The sequence below is a fragment of the Flagellimonas chongwuensis genome (assembly GCF_013376415.1).
GTDB lineage: Bacteria > Bacteroidota > Bacteroidia > Flavobacteriales > Flavobacteriaceae > Flagellimonas > Flagellimonas chongwuensis.
In genome coordinates, this window is sequence record NZ_WYET01000007.1 from 227,239 (window position 1) to 243,534 (window position 16,296).

The following is a 16,296-nucleotide window of genomic DNA, read 5'->3' on the forward strand; positions in this document are numbered from 1 at the left end:
ATCAACTTTACATCTTAAAAAAACTACTCTTTTGGATTACAATTGAATGTTTTAGAAGCATTCCTTAATGTAAAACCACAATATCTTAAGTAGGTATTTAACCATTATATCTACACATAAAAAACAAACTATTTCAATATGAAAAAAATAGTAATGTTGGCAATCGTCTTGCTAATTGGATTGGTAGGCCTCACCTATATTTCGGTAAACAGCACTTCGGAAAAATTCAAAACCTGTGAAATACTTGACATTTCCGAGGTAAAAGAAACGGATTTTACACAATATGATTCGGTCGTGGTTGCCGCGAACACTCTTTATGAAGGTGATTGGTTAAAAAAAATAATGCAAGGAGAGCAATACAGGGATGCATGGAGTGCTCCTATCCGTGTACCTATCATTTATCTCGATACTTTGCTTGGAGGCTTAAAAGTGATTGAACAAGGGGGTGGCATGCAGACCCACTCATTGGAACTGGCCGATAACAACGGAGTCCGGTATTCCTTACGTTCCATTACCAAGGATCCCTCCAAATTGATTCCCGAAGCAGCCGAGAAGTTGGGCTTGGAAAACATCGTGGTGGATGGTATTTCTGCCCAGCACCCCTATTCGGCATTGGTCGTGGCAGAGCTGTCAGAAGCGGCAAAGATAATACACACACATCCTAAGGTATATTTTGTGCCGGAGCAATCCACATTGGGAAAACATAACGACAAATACGGTAATCGTTTGTTCTTTTTAGAGTATGAAACAGAAGGGGATGTAAACTGGACGGATTATACCAATGTAAGGGAACTTGCTGATACCGATGACATTCAAGAATGGAAAAGCGAAGGCAAACCGATTATCTTGGACTATCCCGAAATTGTACGTGCCAGGCTTTTTGACCTGATTATTGGGGACTGGGACCGGCATGCCAAACAATGGGGCTGGGCCATAGAGGAAAAAGAAGATAAATGGATAGCACACCCCATAGCAGGCGACAGGGACAATGCTTTTTTCAAACAAGACGGTGTAATCCCTTATATTATATCAAATGAACTTTTTCTACCAGAAGTGCAATCATACGAAGAGGATATTGAGCATATGCCCGGTTTGGTGCAGGCGTTCGATGTGTACTTTCTAAAATCGGTCCCAGAGGAAACCTTTATCGAACAAGCAAAGCTTTTACAAGAAACACTTAACGATTCTGTAATAAATAACGCCTTTCGGGTATGGCCAGAAAACATCTATGAATTGAACGGAGAAGAAATAAAAACAAAATTGATCGCGCGCAGGGAGGGCATTGTGGAATATGCCAAAATCTTTAAGCAGATTCTGGACGAACGTGAATTGGAGCCGGTAGTGCTCAACGGCTCCGAAGATTTAGAGCTTAGTGAGAAACTTTCCAAATGTTTTGACTGTTTGGACTAGTCCTTTGCCGAAGAAATAAATGATGTATTAAAAAAGCCCCAATTTCGGGGCTTTTACTTTTAATCTGTTGTTTACTTGGATCAGGCATCCACAGTTTGGTCTTTGTGCTTACCTTCCAATGTCTCCTCGATAATTTTGGAAATAAATGCAGGTAGATCGTTAGGATTTCTACTCGTCACCAAGCCATGGTCTACCACCACCTCCTTATCTTCCCAATGGGCGCCTGCATTAATCACATCATCCTTAATACTTTTATACGATGTCACCTTTCTATTTTCAATAACACCGGCACTTATCAATAGCCAAGGTGCATGGCAAATTGCGGCAACTGGCTTACTATTTTTAAAAAAGGATTTTATAAATGCGATTGCATCCTCATTGATTCTAAGTGTATCAGGGTTTATGACTCCGCCCGGGAGTACCAAGCTATCATAATCTTCTGGATTGGCATTGCTAATGGTAATATCTACCAAAACACTTTCTCCCCAATCCTTTTTGTCCCAACTTTTAATGGAACCGCTCTCGGGGGATACAACATGTACTTCTGCGCCCTCTTCTTTCAAAGCATTTAAGGGTTCGAATAATTCTGATTTTTCAAAGCCATCTGAGGCTAAAATCGCTATTTTTTTATCTTTCAATTTCATAGTGCAATTTACTTTTAGGGTTATTATTGATTCATTTTTTCCTTTTGCTTTCGTAGTTGTCTTTCTAGATTTTCTACGGATTCACCGATGGCATTTACAAAATTTTCTTTGCTTGAATCAGCAAACAAACGCGGGCCCGGAAGGCTCAATCGAATGCCACATATCTTCCCTACTTGGTCGGAAGAAGTGTTCTCTTCCTTAAAAAAGACATCTGCCCTGATTACCATGTCGTATTTGTTCGAAACTTTCTCCAATTTTTCCTTAGCTATCTGTTCCAAACGGTCGCTTTGGGCGACATTGTCATATTCAAAAACTATCTGCATATTAATTTTATGTTTTACGCTTGATCGATTTTCAATCATGCAACATTAAACTAATACAGTTTTGCTATTTATCTTTGCTCGATAACTTGGATTATTGATTCAAACCGATGAAGTACTGATTATCAAAAAGTTGATGACAAAAATCAGGTATTGGAATCTTTCCGAAACAATTCCATCAAATTGAACAATAGGATACAGAAGAACACCCAAATTGCTCCTGCTATAAATCCACCTAAAATATCGGAAGGAAAGTGTACTCCTAAATAAATGCGACTGACCCCTATACTCAAAATAAGAAGTGACACGAGCACTATAAGTATATTTTTCACCAAAGGTTTTATCCTAAATTTGTGGAGGAGATAAATTAGAAAACCATAAAAGGCCATAGCGCTCATGGCATGTCCACTTGGATAACTCAGTGTCTCTACAGTTACTATATGTTCCAAATCCGGTCGTGCCCTATCAATAAAACGTTTAAGTACCATATTTGAGGTAGTTGCCAATAAAAGGACCAAAAATATCTGGCCAACATACTTCCATTTTTTATAAATAAATGCGGTGGCCAGTACCATTAAGGCAAGAATAACCAGATAACCGTTCACATCTCCTATGTTAGTGACAAAAATGAAAAAATCGGTGAGTGTTGATGAACGAAATGAAAAAACGAATTGGGTTATTTGGCTATCTATCGTGCCTAAATACTCTGTTTTAAGTGTCTCGGTAAGCTCAACAAAAACATTGATTCCCAAAACAATCAGAACCAGTGCGATCAATGCGGTTACAAAATAGGCTCCCTTGTGGCGGTATTTGTCCAATATTGGGGCGAGCCACTCCTGCACGTTGGAAACTAACTGCTTTAAACTAGATTTTATAGTCTTTCTTCTAAATTTCATATACTTTTCAAATTGGTCACATTTAGCATTTTAATCCCTCCCAGAACAATGAAATGAAGAAAGTGATATTTGCCAAATGCTGTTCATGAATTTAAAAAGGAACACTTAAACTTACCTGGAACAAATTGTTTTCTTTGGAATTGAAGTATCCCAATTTCAGAGTCAACTCCTTTAAACTTCCAATCCACAATCCCCCACCTTGGGATGTATGCCATGTATGGGAGGTATCGTTTTGCACCCATACTCTCCCATAATCGAACCCACCAAAAACACCGAAGGTCACGGGCGTGAATGCGGTAACATATTCCTTTATTCGAAATTTAAGGTCGGTGTTCTGATAAAAATAGGACCGTCCCGTAAATCTCTGGTCCCTAAAACCACGTAAACCATTGTCCCCGCCAATGGAGGGAGCATGGTAGAAAAAGTATTCATTATCACCTATGTTGGTCCTATATTCCGCAATAGTGGAGAATACCAAGTCGCCCGATGGAATCAGTTTATGATCAAAACCAGCTTTTACGGAAGCGTAGCCAAATCTATTTTCTTCAATGCCAAGGTTGGCTTTGTACCCAACAGTGAGCCCAAAATACATTGCTTTGGTCGGGAAATCCCCTGCATTGTCCCTATCGTAATGTCCTGTGACTTCCGCACCTATATAGTTTTGAGATGCAAATGCCTCTGGATTCAGATTCTGTAAATTGAAGAAGCGATCATCCATTTGTTTTACCTCATAAGATTCAAAAATCAATCTTGGTCTTAGATGGTAGTAGGCCAAGCCAACGTACGATTTAAATTGACGAACACGTCCTCTGTAAAAATCAATATCCAATTGATTTTCTTGGTTGACGGTTTCGTTGCCATAACCGAAAAAGTTTTTTACATACCTGTCGTTGCTATAGTAAGCTCCAGTTTCAAAGTTCCACCCTGGTACTACATTGGCGAACACCCCATCATATTGTAGTTCAAAAGCGCCGAAAGAGAAGTAATAATTGGCCCTGAACGTATGCTGTTGTTTGTAAGGAGCACCATTTAGGCCATTCTTGGTGTATTGTTCCGTGAGGCCTAAAAACACATTATCATCCGACCTAAAGCCAAGGTTGGGAGCTAGTATATTGTTGTTTGGTGTAAAATACTTCCAATGAAGGGTATTGCTTTGATATAAATTGGTGAGCTGTGTTTTGGGTTTCTCTTTCTTAAAATCCGACTCTTCATGTTTCCAGTCATAAACGGTAACTTTTTTCTTGTTTTGTATATGGTACTGGTCTCTCCCATACCCCCCAACTATTTTTATCTTGATGTATTTGTCCCCATCACCTGTTATCTCAAATACATCATCATCTCCAAGTCCGTACGCCCAAACTTCATGGGTTGTTGATTTATCCAAAGTCCTCCGATAAATTTCTTGATCGGGTTCATCCGAAAGAATCCGATTAACAACAACGATGGTTTTGCCATCATCCTGCCTTGCGAACTCAAATTTATCATCCTTCTCCGTACCTCTTACGATTACCACCTTGTTTAAATAGGTACCATATGCCAACGCCCAATCATCAAGCTTTTCCAACCTCAACTTAAGTGATTCTTTTATGAAATCGGAGACACTGTCCCGTACTTCCATTGGAAGGTATTTAAAGGCATCTTCAATTTCTTGTTCCCCCAAATTACTTTGAATGTATTTTGCCTCTTCCACCCAAGATTCTATTCCCAAATTTGTTACAAGAACTTTATCAAGTTGGCTGCCTGATAAATTGAGCCATTTAATATCGTCGATGTCATCATCAAAGGTTTGCCATCTTCTGGAATTTGGCACGAACAGTTTGATCAGTTTAAGGGCAAATCCATCAAAACGCGGAAAAATATTGTCCCTATCCCTTGGAATGGGCATAAATTCTTTTATTCCGTCCTCTCCTTCATACTCTACCCATCTCCACTGATCTTGGTGGCGGTCCCAGTCTCCAATGAGCATATCAAAGATCCTTGCTCGTATATAGGCCTTTTGATCAACGACGTATTCCTCATCCTCTTTGATTTTCTCCAGCATACCCGTAGTGCTTTCAATGTCGGTAACCTTACCATTTTCATCGATGGTTCTTCTATACCCTTTGTAATTTTCCTGCTCTTCGGATGGACGCCTTTCTATAAAATAAAGTTCGTCACCATAGTCCTCATTAAAATCACCCAATGTTTCCTGCTTTGGAACATAATATAATTTGGTGTCGGAATGGTTTACCTCTACCGCTCGTGCCAAAGGGTCTACAACTAACTGCATAAAGGGGTGTGCCGTGGAAAAAAAATCCGAAACCAATTCCTCCGGCCACGAATCACGATATTTGTCTTCGTTATAAGCTATTCCCGGGAGTTTGAACTTTAGAAACTTTAATGCACTTTTTCGTAACGATCTCATTGCATATTCACCTCCATCCTTATCTTCGAGGCGCAAAGAAAAGGATTGATGGCCCCCACCTTCTTTGGTGACTTTCACCCCTCCATAGAGTGTATCTAAATTTACAGTAGGTGCGGTCACCTTTTTTCCAAAATAAGAACGGTACCGCTCTCCCCACAAAAACTCATAAAATCCTGATTTATAATATGCATCAGGATCATCCAAAACCTTTTCCGAAACTTCTTTGGGAAGGTCTGAATCTATCTTGATGATGGGTTTTTTCTCAGGAAATTTTGGCAGAACATCCATGGTAGTGGTGTTTTCATCCCCATCAAAACTATAGAAGGTGGTTTGGGAAGAACCATCTTTAAAATATTCCAGTTTTGCATAACCCAGGGTTCCATGTGCAAATTTGCCTTCGAAAGGCAGAGAACCACCAAGGGACACCAATTCATCCTTGGAAAGATAGGTCGCCGATTTTGAAGCCAACGCTCCGCTGATGATTTGACGCACATTTTTGGCTACTAGGTATTGTAGGTTTTCCTCATGGCCCGAAACAATGGTTATCCTTTCTGATTTCTGCGCCTGAGTGGTAACAAATACCCTGAGATAATTATAGCGTCTTGAATTTAAATGTTCTGGATCAAAAGCTGCTAGGTCTTTTAGGCCCTCATTTAGCGTTCCCAAAACTGGAAGGGGTTTCATATGGTCGCCAAAAGTTTTGTGGCCGGCATATTGTCCATTACTGAAAACGGGATGGTGCATCGCTATTACAATGTTTTTGTCCAAGTTGTCATCTATGGCATCTTCAAGTTCCTGAACAAATCTTTGCCTTGTTACAATATCCGTACACTTTTTATTAATATTCTTAACCTTGGACCAATTGGACACAAACCAGTTGGAGTCCACTAAGATTAAAATCAATTTGTCACTTAGTTCTATCCGTTCTATTGGACATGCATTTTCTGGAAAAAAATCTACGCTTTCCAAATTCAGGTCCTTTATATAGTTTTCAAACTCTTCTATATTCTCTACGTTTTCTGATTTCCATTCATTATTTCCAGGAATCAGAATGGTGCTGCCCTTGTAGTTTTTGGTCAGACCAATGTGCTTGTCCAACAGTTGCCTATCCAAATCCCAACTATCCGTTCCATCCGTAACATTGTCACCTGTAAAAATTAAAGTGCTATTTTCGGAAGCTTGGCTTAATTGATTACCTAAACTTTCCAGAATAGGACTATTGTCCATTGCAGAAATGTTTCCCATCCCCCCCGCTATAAAAAAAGTATAACTGGGCTCTTTACCACTATTCTTATTTACAATTTCATCGCTTTGCTGTAGCTTGAGTGTAGCGCACGATGCAAATAACATAGACCCGAAGAACAACACCATTCTCCTACAAACCAATGGTTTAAAAAATTTTGTCATAGATAGAATTAAAAAGACTTTTTAGTCTTTTCGAAAAATATTAGGTACTCTAATCTTCCTTTAATATTTGGACCTGAATCAGTTCAATTACTGGGAATAATTTTATTCGGTGACTACTTTTGTCTTGAACGGATTACCTGCTCCCAATAATAAGTACCCAATGTAAACAAGAGACATGATTTTAGGACATCCTATTGATTATAAGTTTAACTCTATCAAGTTTAATTGCTTGTAGTTTGAATTATCAAGCTCTAATTTGATGTTAGTGATGACAGGTAAAAAGGGTTTTACCAATTTAAGATGGAGAGGATAGAATAGTTCATGTTGAGCGTTGTGAAGTAAGTACTGTCTTTTATAGTATCATATAGCCCGATATCTATGTAGAATTTAATAGGCTATCGTCATTATTGGTAAGATTAATTAGAAGATGTACACATATAGGACGTAGCAGGTGAAGTCTCTGTGTACAGAAAGATAAATTGAGCTTTTTATAGCAAAATTCATGTAAGCAATAAAAAAGGCCTTAAAGGATTTAATCTTTAAGGCCTTTATTTTTCATATCGTCGTGTAAGGATTTGGACATCCGCTAAACCCTGAATTTTATTGGGTTTTTCCCTGCACACACTTTTATTTCTAACCGAATTAGAAACCACTACAAGCAAATCGTTCATCTGTATTTAAACGACAACTGACCCAATTGCCAAATGATCTTAATGGAATCCTTCATGGACAATTTTGAGCCATCAGCATGGATCCAGCGCTTTAAGGGTTGCTCGCAAATAAGGGAAGTAGCCTTTTCTTTTCCATATTTTTTTCCCATTCTGATGAAAATCTCCACATCGAACAACCATCGTGTCTTAAAAGGTTTGTCAAAAACAGAGGTCACAGTAGTAGGTCGCATTACCTTTGCTCCACATTGCGTATCCTTAAAGGGCATTCCCAAGATTTTTTGGATGATTAAGTTGATGGTCTTACTGATGATTTTTCTTGCAGACTCTTTTGTGATGTCGGCTCCCATTCGACTGATTCGGGATCCGCTCACAATATCGAATTGTGACCCTTCAATGGTTCGTACCAATTCATCAAAATCCGTAAAATCCGTGGAAAGGTCTGCATCCAAATACCCCATATAATCAAACTGACCATCTTTGGCCAAGTGAATAATTCCCTGTCTCACCGCTTCTGCTTTACCACCATTCTTCTCACAGTTGTATATACTGATGCTATCTTCGTTCCCCTTTCTGATTTCCTGTAGAACCTCCAATGTATTGTCTGTACTGCCATCATTCACAAAGCATAAGTGATATCCTGGATGGCGTCTGGCAAAATCTTGAAACTCTTTGCCACTCAAACGGTCTTCTTCATTATAACAAGGGATGACAACACCCACACAATGCTTTTGAATCAATTGTGTCTCCTTCTTTACCGAACGTTTCTCCAAAATTGGAGCGCCAATAGTACGCTTTACCCGAGCCACCATTTCATCCAAACCAATCGGTTTCTTCATGTAATCCACGATACCCAGTTCAAAACCATTCAAAATTACACTTTCATCATTGTTACCGGACATGACCATAATAGGTACGTTCATATCAATTTCCTTGAGCTGATCAATAACTTCCAACCCGGTCATCTCGGGCATATTCATGTCCATGACCACTAAATTAGGCTTAAACTCCTTAAAGATTTCAATACCTTCTTTGCCGCTAGAGGCCGTTTTTACCAAATAGCCAATCTCTTTAAGTTTTCTCTGTACGGATAACAGTATTAACTGTTGATCATCAATTGCTAAAATTTTCATAGGTTAAGGTTTTATGTTATTGATCAAACTTGAAGCAAATCTATCACCAATTGATGTTCCCCAACGCTCAAAAAAGTTGGAAATCAATTAAGTGTAGACGAATGGTAAAACTGAAGCGATGGACAGTTCATTGGTTTTCCGACAATATTTAGACCTTTAAACTGTTATATTTCCTGATAGATATTCATGAAAAAACAAACCAACATTACCTTGGCCATTGCATTGGTTTTTGGGCTCATTTTTCACGGGGCGACCATCTTTTTTACGTTGGAAACCACCTATGATGCGCTCATTCACCTATTCTTTGCAGACCACTATGCTGATAGTTGGTTCGAGCCTTGGGATTATCGCTGGTATACCGGTTTCACTGTACAGGGGTATCCGCCATTGGTTCATCAATGTATCGCATTGCTTTCGTATATCGGTGGATTAAAGTTTGGAATGTTTACCATGGCTTTGCTCATCATCGCCCTGTTCATTACCGGAGCGTATCGATTTGCGCTGGTCATTTCAGGAAATCGAAAAATAGCGGGCTATACCGCTCTTCTTGCGGCATTCTCCTCCATGTTTTTGGAAACACTTCACATTTTTGGTCAATTACCTAGTTTGATGGGTATCTCCATCTTAATGCATGCGCTTCCCGAGATTTACATGTGGATAAAGACGGGACGAAAATTTAAACTGATTTCCTCGCTTTCCATGATTGCGGTAACGGTTACATCTCATCATGTGACACCGATTTTTGGGATGGTCTTTTTTATCTTCCCGTTGATTGGACTTGTAATTATGGATGCTTCTAAGGAAGCGGTAGAAATCAATACCAAGATTACTTTCAAAGTATTTCTGCAACAATTCAAACGTCTTTTTGGGCGCATTGTCATATTTGGAGGCGGCTCCTTGGTGGCCATTGTAGGTTGCATATTACCGTATTGGGTCAACTCCAAAAGAAACCCGATTACCCAAGTTCCGATTCCGCATGGATCTCGTGACAACTTTCTGGAAGTTACCTCCTCGGGATTAGTGTTCTTTTTGATTCCCTGGGGGATATTATTGTTTATCCTACCCTACCTATTTTACCGTTTTTACAGCAAGCGTTTGTTGTTTTTTGGACTATCGTTTTCCATGTTGACATTATTGGGAACCGGTGGCACCACCCCCCTACCTAAAATGCTGTTGGGCGACACGGCCTTTAACATCCTTACACTCGACCGTTTCACGCTATGGGCCACCATTATGTCTTTGCCCCTATTTGGAGAGTTTGTGTATCGTTTGGTGGAAGGCGACATTAGGGAACAACTCCTTAAAGCGTTTAAAAAACCATTACACTATGTGCTGGCCGGTGGATTGGGTATATCCTTCATCGCCGCGGCTATATTTGCCATGAGCCTCAACTATTTTAGGCCTTCGCAACCACAACGGATCAATATGCTGCCCATTGTCAATTTCCTGAACCAAGATCAACATGATCAATGGCGTTATTTGCCCTTGGGGTTCGGAGATCAAATGGCATGGCTCTCCGCGCAGACCAAGGCCATGACGGTGGATGGCAACTATCATTCGGCCCGAAGGTTGCCCGAGCTGACCACAAGGGCCATTGAACGACTGGAAAATTCAAAGTTTAGGGGTGTGGAGGGTATTGGTTCCCTACAACAATTTTTGACCGTTCCGGAGAAATACAATCTCAAGTACATATTTTCCAACGATAAGTTCTACGACCCTATTCTCTATTTCTGCGGATGGCAACGTTTACAGCAACTGGAAAATGGTATTATGGTCTGGGAGCGCCTCAATATTTCCCCTTTGCCCAAGGTGATTCCCAAAGAAGACGTGCCCAACTTCTTGAAGCTCATGTGGGGATTGATTCCTGTAGGGACTTTGCTATTGGCTTTTATCATCAATATTCAACTGCCATGGTATTGGAAACTCAAAGGAAAATCCAACAAAGTGGACGATTACTTCTACCACGCACCAAAATTCAACGGTATTTCCAGGGGCCTTTCCTTCATCAATGGAGCTTGGGCCATCGAAATGATCGGAATTTTCGTTTTTGGCATCTATCATTTTTACTTGGACAATGCCACCCAGATCAGTGCCGAGAATGTGGTCAAATCCTATTATGACGCGCTGGATTTTATGGAATTTGAACGGGCACACTCCTATTTGGATCCTGATGCCGACGTGAGCCTATCCCAATATATGTTGGAAGTATCGGTCACAGACGGTTTATTGAGCTCTTACGCCAAGATGGATTCCATTGGCATAACAAAGACCAAGGAAACCAATAATACAATAGAAATGGAAGTGGCCACCAAATGGATCACCCCCTTGGAGAAAGTAGACCGCACCTATCAACATACGGTCATCAAAAAGAACGGGCAATGGTACATCAAACCAAAAAAAGTGGACAACGATATTCCACCCAACCAGTTGATTGCTTCCAACCAGACCCAATATTACAATCATGGACGAAGGCGCATCACTACACAACAAACGTATCATGAGGATATTTTACGCCAACCGCTTTTGGAGGTATTATCTGCCAAATTGGTCAAATATAAAGGCAGTTACAGTATTGTCGGTGAGCTTCAGAATATTGACAATGTACCCGCGGATATTTCCATAAAAGGGACCCTATACAACGAAAACGACAAACAGTTGGCCCAGCACGATGTCAAGTTCCACTCAAAGCATAAACTCATGCCCAAGGAAACCACATCGTTCCGCATAGATTTTGAGGGAATTGCCTGGTCGTCCACTAAAGACACCTTACCCCCCACTTTTGATCCCGACCAGTTTACACCAATCAGTTTGGCGGAACAACCCGTCACTTTTGATCTACAATGTGCAGGTAATGTGGCAACGACCGACCTCTACAAATCCGTGGCACTCCAAGAATGGCATATGAATCAAGATATCTTAAGAGGGACATTGTTCAATTTCGGTACACAAGAGGTGACCATTCCTCAAATCTTGACCTCGTACTATACTGAAGCTGGAGAAATTTTATGGTTGGAACATCATTTTACGTTGGATGGCATCCGCATTCAACGGAAGCAAACTTTTGAAATGCCGCTGTTGGATTTGAGCGAACTGGAAATCATTGCGGAGGGATTGGAAAACTGCTACGTGAACGGCCTGCCCAATGCTGAAATTGCGGAACGGTACTTTTCCGATAGAAATGAGCAGCTTAAATGGGAAATGATGCGTCCTTACAATGGGGATGGCTTTTCGTATTTTCAGGTGGAGTTGAACAATTACATTGGAAACCCCAAATAAATGAGGTGTAAGCATTACATATGGTTGATAGTTTTAGGTGCATTGGGTTGTTCCAAATCCGCTGATGTTCCTTCTGAAAAAATCCCCAATGCCATAAAACTCATTTCGACAGAAAGAGAATTTACTGCCGACGACTCCATTGTCTTCAAATTTGATGGAAAGACAGCAAAACAGTTGTTATTGATACAAAATGGCTGGGGAACCATAGCATTGCAGCCAGATTCCACAAACACGGACCTGACCTTTACCCTACCCCAAACCATAACCCAAAAAAGTGGTTTGGCCCATTGGAGTTTGCATTATCAAAAAACCAAGGTGGCTGAAGGGAGCATAAATATTCTTCCCAGCAAAACATTGTCAGAATCCATGGAATCCTATATTGGTCCTACCAGCATCTTTGCCGACAATCAAGATGAAGCAATGATTGTGTCGCTTCCTCAGGACACCTTTGGAAATCCATTGCCTGATAGAACAATTATCGAACTTACCGAGAAATTCAAAAATGTCCAAAATAATACATCAATGCCCATACAAGGTATGATTGCCCATGCCTACGTGGGAGGACATAGCGAGATTGGCGAATTGTTCTTGGGCACAAGTATAGAAAATCAAGTGTCCAAGGAATTTACGGTAAGTGTGCTACCGACAAAATCGGCGGATTTCAACATCACGATGGAACGACAGCACCACTTCGCCGATGGCAACCAGATTGTTTCCTTTACCACATCCACTGTTAAAGATCGTAACGGAAATACGATTGCAGACGGTACGATGGTCAATTTTGTGGTCGAAGACAGTTCTGGAAACCAATATCAAACTTACGGTCAGACCTTGAACGGGATTGCAGTCGGGAAAATGCTTCATCCAGAAGCACCGACACAATGGAAAGTAAAAGCGCACATTAGTGGTCTATCACAAAGTAATAGCTTGGAACTGGACTTTGAGGCGGCGGTCAGGGATTATACTGTTCATGTTTCAGAAAACGGAAGAACAATTACCGTTGGACCTATTCTTAGCTATATGAAACAATGGATTCCCGACGGGATGGGCATTTATCTAGAAATAAAAGGTCCTGATGGGGAATTGTTGCTCACACAAGAGACAACTTCAAGAAAAGGAATGGGCAAGTTTGAATTGCCCGAAAACATGAATGCCCACGAAAATACCATGATAATCACGGTGGCAGGAATTGAAAAAAGAATAGAAGGTACCATAGAGTGATGGCAAAGAAGAATTTATATCGTGCGTTGCTCCTCTTGAGCTTTTTGGCCGTAAATGCTGGAATCATTTATGGATTGGCAGCTGCTTGGTCCTTTTTGAATACCGGGGCGGACAAATCCGCCATTCTTCACATAGGTGGCACCATAGAACAGGCCTACCAACCCAAAATAATCTGGACCATCGAAGGCCAACGAGGAAGAAAAATATCCAAACAAGCCCTTGGGGAACTTGAAAAAGATTACCTGAATGCTTGGTATGTAAAAAATATCGCCTTGAACTCCTATGATCAATTGGGCATAGCGGATTATTACACCGAAGATGCGAGAAAGCAGGTCAACAACTTGGTCCAAAACAATCAGGATAACCATGTAAGGATTGCGACAACTACGCTATCACATCATCCCCAACTCGAGTTCTACAGTTTGGATGGGAAATTGGCCGTGCTGACGGATCACAATGTGGTCCAGTTTGAAAAAGTCTACATCGATGGGACCTTAGTACATCAACAACGGACATTGCACAGCTATCAAGTGATTTTGATGTTGGAGGACGGCTTTTGGCGAATCCGTCAAATGGTGAAGATTCCCAATCCGGATGAAACCGAAAATGAACCTAAACAGCTTTCTTTTGATACCAAAAAATGGAGGGGCATCAACTATTATCCAAAGGATAACCCTTGGAATATGTTCGGGAGAACTTTTGATGAATCCTATATCCAAAAAGATTTCAGGACAATAAATACAATGGGGCTCCATTCGGTCCGTGTGTTTGTACCCTTCGAGGTTTTTGGAGGTGCCTCGGTGAAAGAAGAAATGTTGGCTCAACTGGAAAAACTATTAGATATCGCTAAAGAACATAATCTCAAAGTGCTAGTGACCCTATTCGACTTTTATGGGAATTATGATCTCATGGATTGGACATTGACCCATCGACATGCTGAAACTATAGTTTCTCGATTGAAATCTCATGAAGCCTTGTTGGGCTGGGATATTAAAAACGAGCCTGACTTGGATTTTGAAAGCCGCGGTAAGGATAATGTCCTAGGTTGGCTTTCAGAAATGGCGAAACAAATCAAACAAAACGATAGCATTCATCCCGTTACCATTGGATGGTCCACTCCAGAAGCAGCTGTGCATTTGGCCAACGAAATGGATTTTGTTTCCTTTCATTATTACGAAGCACCTGAAAATTTTACTGAGCGTTTCTTGGCTTTGAAGGATTCCGTCTACGACAAACCTTTGGTTTTGGAAGAGTATGGAAAATCAAGCTATAGCGGCATTTGGAACCTGTTCTCCAATTCCGAAGATGCCCAAGCCAGCTATTACGAAAAAATGCAAACCATTCTTACAAAGGAACAACTCCCCTATTTTATATGGACTTTGTACGATTTTGAAACCGTTCCGAGTTCCGTAGTGGGGCGGAAACCATGGCGAAAGGCGCCACAAAAGTATTTTGGACTGATAGATTCCGAGGGCAAAGAAAAACCTGCCTATCGTATAATCGATGGAAAAAGAAAGGGGACAACTAACTAAAGTTGCCCCCTCTTCACACTTAACCTAAAACCTATGCGATACTAGTTTTTTCAATACGTTGGAGTTTTTGGGCCTTGGGTTGTTTCAATCCTTTTTTTGATCGTATTGCATTAAAATGGTCTAGGTACATTTCCGTGATTTTGGACATGGGCAGCGAACAAGCTGCTTTGTAATTCTGTTTTCCTAAATGGATTCGATAGTTCTCGTTCGTCAATATGCTTTCCAAAGCTTTGGCCAATGACTCCACATTTTCCGGCTCAAAGAACTCTCCGCGGTAGCCTTCCTCCCTGACCAAGATGCCAAGGTCTCCCAAATCGGGCAACACCACTGCCTTACCATAACTACCTGCTTGGTGCAACACCCCGGAGCTTCCCGTTGTTGAGGTGTACGGGAAAACCACCACGGCACTGTCCCCGAATATTCTAGGCACATCTTCCTCGGCCACATAGCCCGTAAAACGAAGGTTTCCAACATGGCTGTAGATCTCTTTCATGCTGTCCAAATACCCTGGGGTGTTGGGACTATCCGTTCCTGCAATCACAATTTCGATGTTCAAATCGGATTTGTAACGCAAAACTTCGACGGCTTCAATCAAAGGCTCCACCTTTTTGTAGGTTCCAAATTTTCCAAAGGCCATCACTTGCATGGGCCCCACTGGCAAATCATAATTTGGTGCAGGTGGTGTTTCAAAAGAACCGTGAGGCACCAAAGCAACATTCTTCACTTTATATTTTTCTTCCAATATGGTCTTGTACTTGCTAATGGTTACTGCCAATACATCGGAAGCCAATACAAAACGTGTTAATGTGGTGCCGATAAAGTTGTATATTTTTTGAAGGAATCCGTTCTGGGTGATTCCTGCATTTTCCAAGTCTACCTGCTCCAAAATATTATGCAATAAGGAGATGGTGGGGATGCGCATCATTCTGCAAACAAAAGGCAATAAAAGTCCAAGCGCGGCAGGAACCTTTTTATCGCCAAACTTCAAAAACTGAAGATTGAACAAAACCGCATCCGGTTTTTCTTGTTTGATGGCCTTGGCCACTTTGTACAGATTTTTAAGGTCGTTAAAGCTCCAACATTCTTTTACGGTAATGGGACAGCCTTCTTCTTCGAAGGATAAATCCTTTGGTGCTTTGGTCACATCGGTAAGCAGTACAATTTCGCTCACTTCATCTTGAAGCCTAAAATGTTTTACCAGATGGTATCCATATTCGGTAAGGGTTACTTTACTTGGTGGATACGCTGTTACAATTGCTAGTTTCATAAGGTTAAGTTTTTGTTCTATAAGATTTTAGTGATACAAATATCCGCACAAAACCCTGTAAAAAAGGAGATTAAAAGACGGTTGAACAAAAAGTGTAGACGAATGGAAATGATGCGAC

The 16,296-nt window shown here is 40.8% G+C and carries 10 protein-coding genes; 4 read left to right on the top strand and 6 right to left on the bottom strand.

Features of this window, described 5'->3' with window-relative positions:
• Nucleotides 1–138: 138 nt before the first annotated feature.
• The gene (locus tag GUA46_RS13785; protein ID WP_229418515.1) at nucleotides 139–1,410 is read left to right on the top strand and encodes a hypothetical protein; all 1,272 of its coding nucleotides are present in this window, start codon (nucleotides 139–141) and stop codon (nucleotides 1,408–1,410) included.
• Between the two features lie 80 nt (nucleotides 1,411–1,490).
• Here the strand turns inward: GUA46_RS13785 and GUA46_RS13790 are convergent, their stop codons facing one another.
• The 5 genes from GUA46_RS13790 to GUA46_RS13810 form a co-directional block, all read right to left on the bottom strand.
• The gene (locus GUA46_RS13790) at nucleotides 1,491–2,054 is read right to left on the bottom strand and encodes a type 1 glutamine amidotransferase domain-containing protein (RefSeq protein WP_176620971.1); all 564 of its coding nucleotides are present in this window, start codon (nucleotides 2,052–2,054) and stop codon (nucleotides 1,491–1,493) included.
• A gap of 23 nt (nucleotides 2,055–2,077) precedes the next feature.
• Nucleotides 2,078–2,377, bottom strand: a complete 300-nt coding sequence (gene hpf / locus GUA46_RS13795) for a ribosome hibernation-promoting factor, HPF/YfiA family (protein ID WP_108244446.1) — start codon at nucleotides 2,375–2,377, stop codon at nucleotides 2,078–2,080.
• Nucleotides 2,378–2,520: 143 nt separating this feature from the next.
• Entirely contained in the window at nucleotides 2,521–3,270 is a 750-nt protein-coding gene (locus GUA46_RS13800) for a phosphatase PAP2 family protein (protein ID WP_108244308.1), read from the bottom strand.
• A gap of 91 nt (nucleotides 3,271–3,361) precedes the next feature.
• Entirely contained in the window at nucleotides 3,362–7,081 is a 3,720-nt protein-coding gene (locus tag GUA46_RS13805; protein ID WP_229418516.1) for a metallophosphoesterase, read from the bottom strand.
• Between the two features lie 667 nt (nucleotides 7,082–7,748).
• Nucleotides 7,749–8,882 (bottom strand): response regulator, encoded by a 1,134-nt coding sequence (locus tag GUA46_RS13810; protein ID WP_176620972.1) that lies wholly within the window; start codon nucleotides 8,880–8,882, stop codon nucleotides 7,749–7,751.
• A 186-nt stretch (nucleotides 8,883–9,068) separates the two neighbouring features.
• On the opposite strand from GUA46_RS13810, the gene GUA46_RS13815 reads away from it, so the two are divergent.
• The 3 genes from GUA46_RS13815 to GUA46_RS13825 are packed head-to-tail and all read left to right on the top strand — an operon-like array spanning nucleotide 9,069 to nucleotide 14,911.
• Nucleotides 9,069–12,158 (top strand): hypothetical protein, encoded by a 3,090-nt coding sequence (locus GUA46_RS13815; RefSeq protein ID WP_176620973.1) that lies wholly within the window; start codon nucleotides 9,069–9,071, stop codon nucleotides 12,156–12,158.
• A complete protein-coding gene (locus GUA46_RS13820) occupies nucleotides 12,159–13,379 on the top strand; it encodes a hypothetical protein (protein WP_176620974.1) in 1,221 nt (406 codons plus the stop codon).
• Entirely contained in the window at nucleotides 13,379–14,911 is a 1,533-nt protein-coding gene (locus GUA46_RS13825) for a cellulase family glycosylhydrolase (protein WP_218109562.1), read from the top strand. Before GUA46_RS13820 ends, GUA46_RS13825 begins: the two co-directional genes overlap by 1 nt.
• Nucleotides 14,912–14,942: 31 nt before the next feature.
• Here the strand turns inward: GUA46_RS13825 and GUA46_RS13830 are convergent, their stop codons facing one another.
• Entirely contained in the window at nucleotides 14,943–16,178 is a 1,236-nt protein-coding gene (locus GUA46_RS13830; protein ID WP_176620976.1) for a glycosyltransferase, read from the bottom strand.
• Nucleotides 16,179–16,296 lie beyond the last annotated feature (118 nt).

Excerpts from the sequence above, each read along its gene's own strand:
- hpf (WP_108244446.1), bottom strand. The coding sequence starts at position 2,377 with ATGCAGATAGTTTTTGAATATGACAATGTCGCCCAAAGCGACCGTTTG.
- GUA46_RS13805 (WP_229418516.1), bottom strand. The coding sequence starts at position 7,081 with ATGACAAAATTTTTTAAACCATTGGTTTGTAGGAGAATGGTGTTGTTC.
- GUA46_RS13810 (WP_176620972.1), bottom strand. The coding sequence starts at position 8,882 with ATGAAAATTTTAGCAATTGATGATCAACAGTTAATACTGTTATCCGTA.
- GUA46_RS13800 (WP_108244308.1), bottom strand. The coding sequence starts at position 3,270 with ATGAAATTTAGAAGAAAGACTATAAAATCTAGTTTAAAGCAGTTAGTT.
- GUA46_RS13830 (WP_176620976.1), bottom strand. The coding sequence starts at position 16,178 with ATGAAACTAGCAATTGTAACAGCGTATCCACCAAGTAAAGTAACCCTT.
- GUA46_RS13785 (WP_229418515.1), top strand. The coding sequence starts at position 139 with ATGAAAAAAATAGTAATGTTGGCAATCGTCTTGCTAATTGGATTGGTA.
- GUA46_RS13820 (WP_176620974.1), top strand. The coding sequence starts at position 12,159 with ATGAGGTGTAAGCATTACATATGGTTGATAGTTTTAGGTGCATTGGGT.
- GUA46_RS13825 (WP_218109562.1), top strand. The coding sequence starts at position 13,379 with ATGGCAAAGAAGAATTTATATCGTGCGTTGCTCCTCTTGAGCTTTTTG.
- GUA46_RS13815 (WP_176620973.1), top strand. The coding sequence starts at position 9,069 with ATGAAAAAACAAACCAACATTACCTTGGCCATTGCATTGGTTTTTGGG.
- GUA46_RS13790 (WP_176620971.1), bottom strand. The coding sequence starts at position 2,054 with ATGAAATTGAAAGATAAAAAAATAGCGATTTTAGCCTCAGATGGCTTT.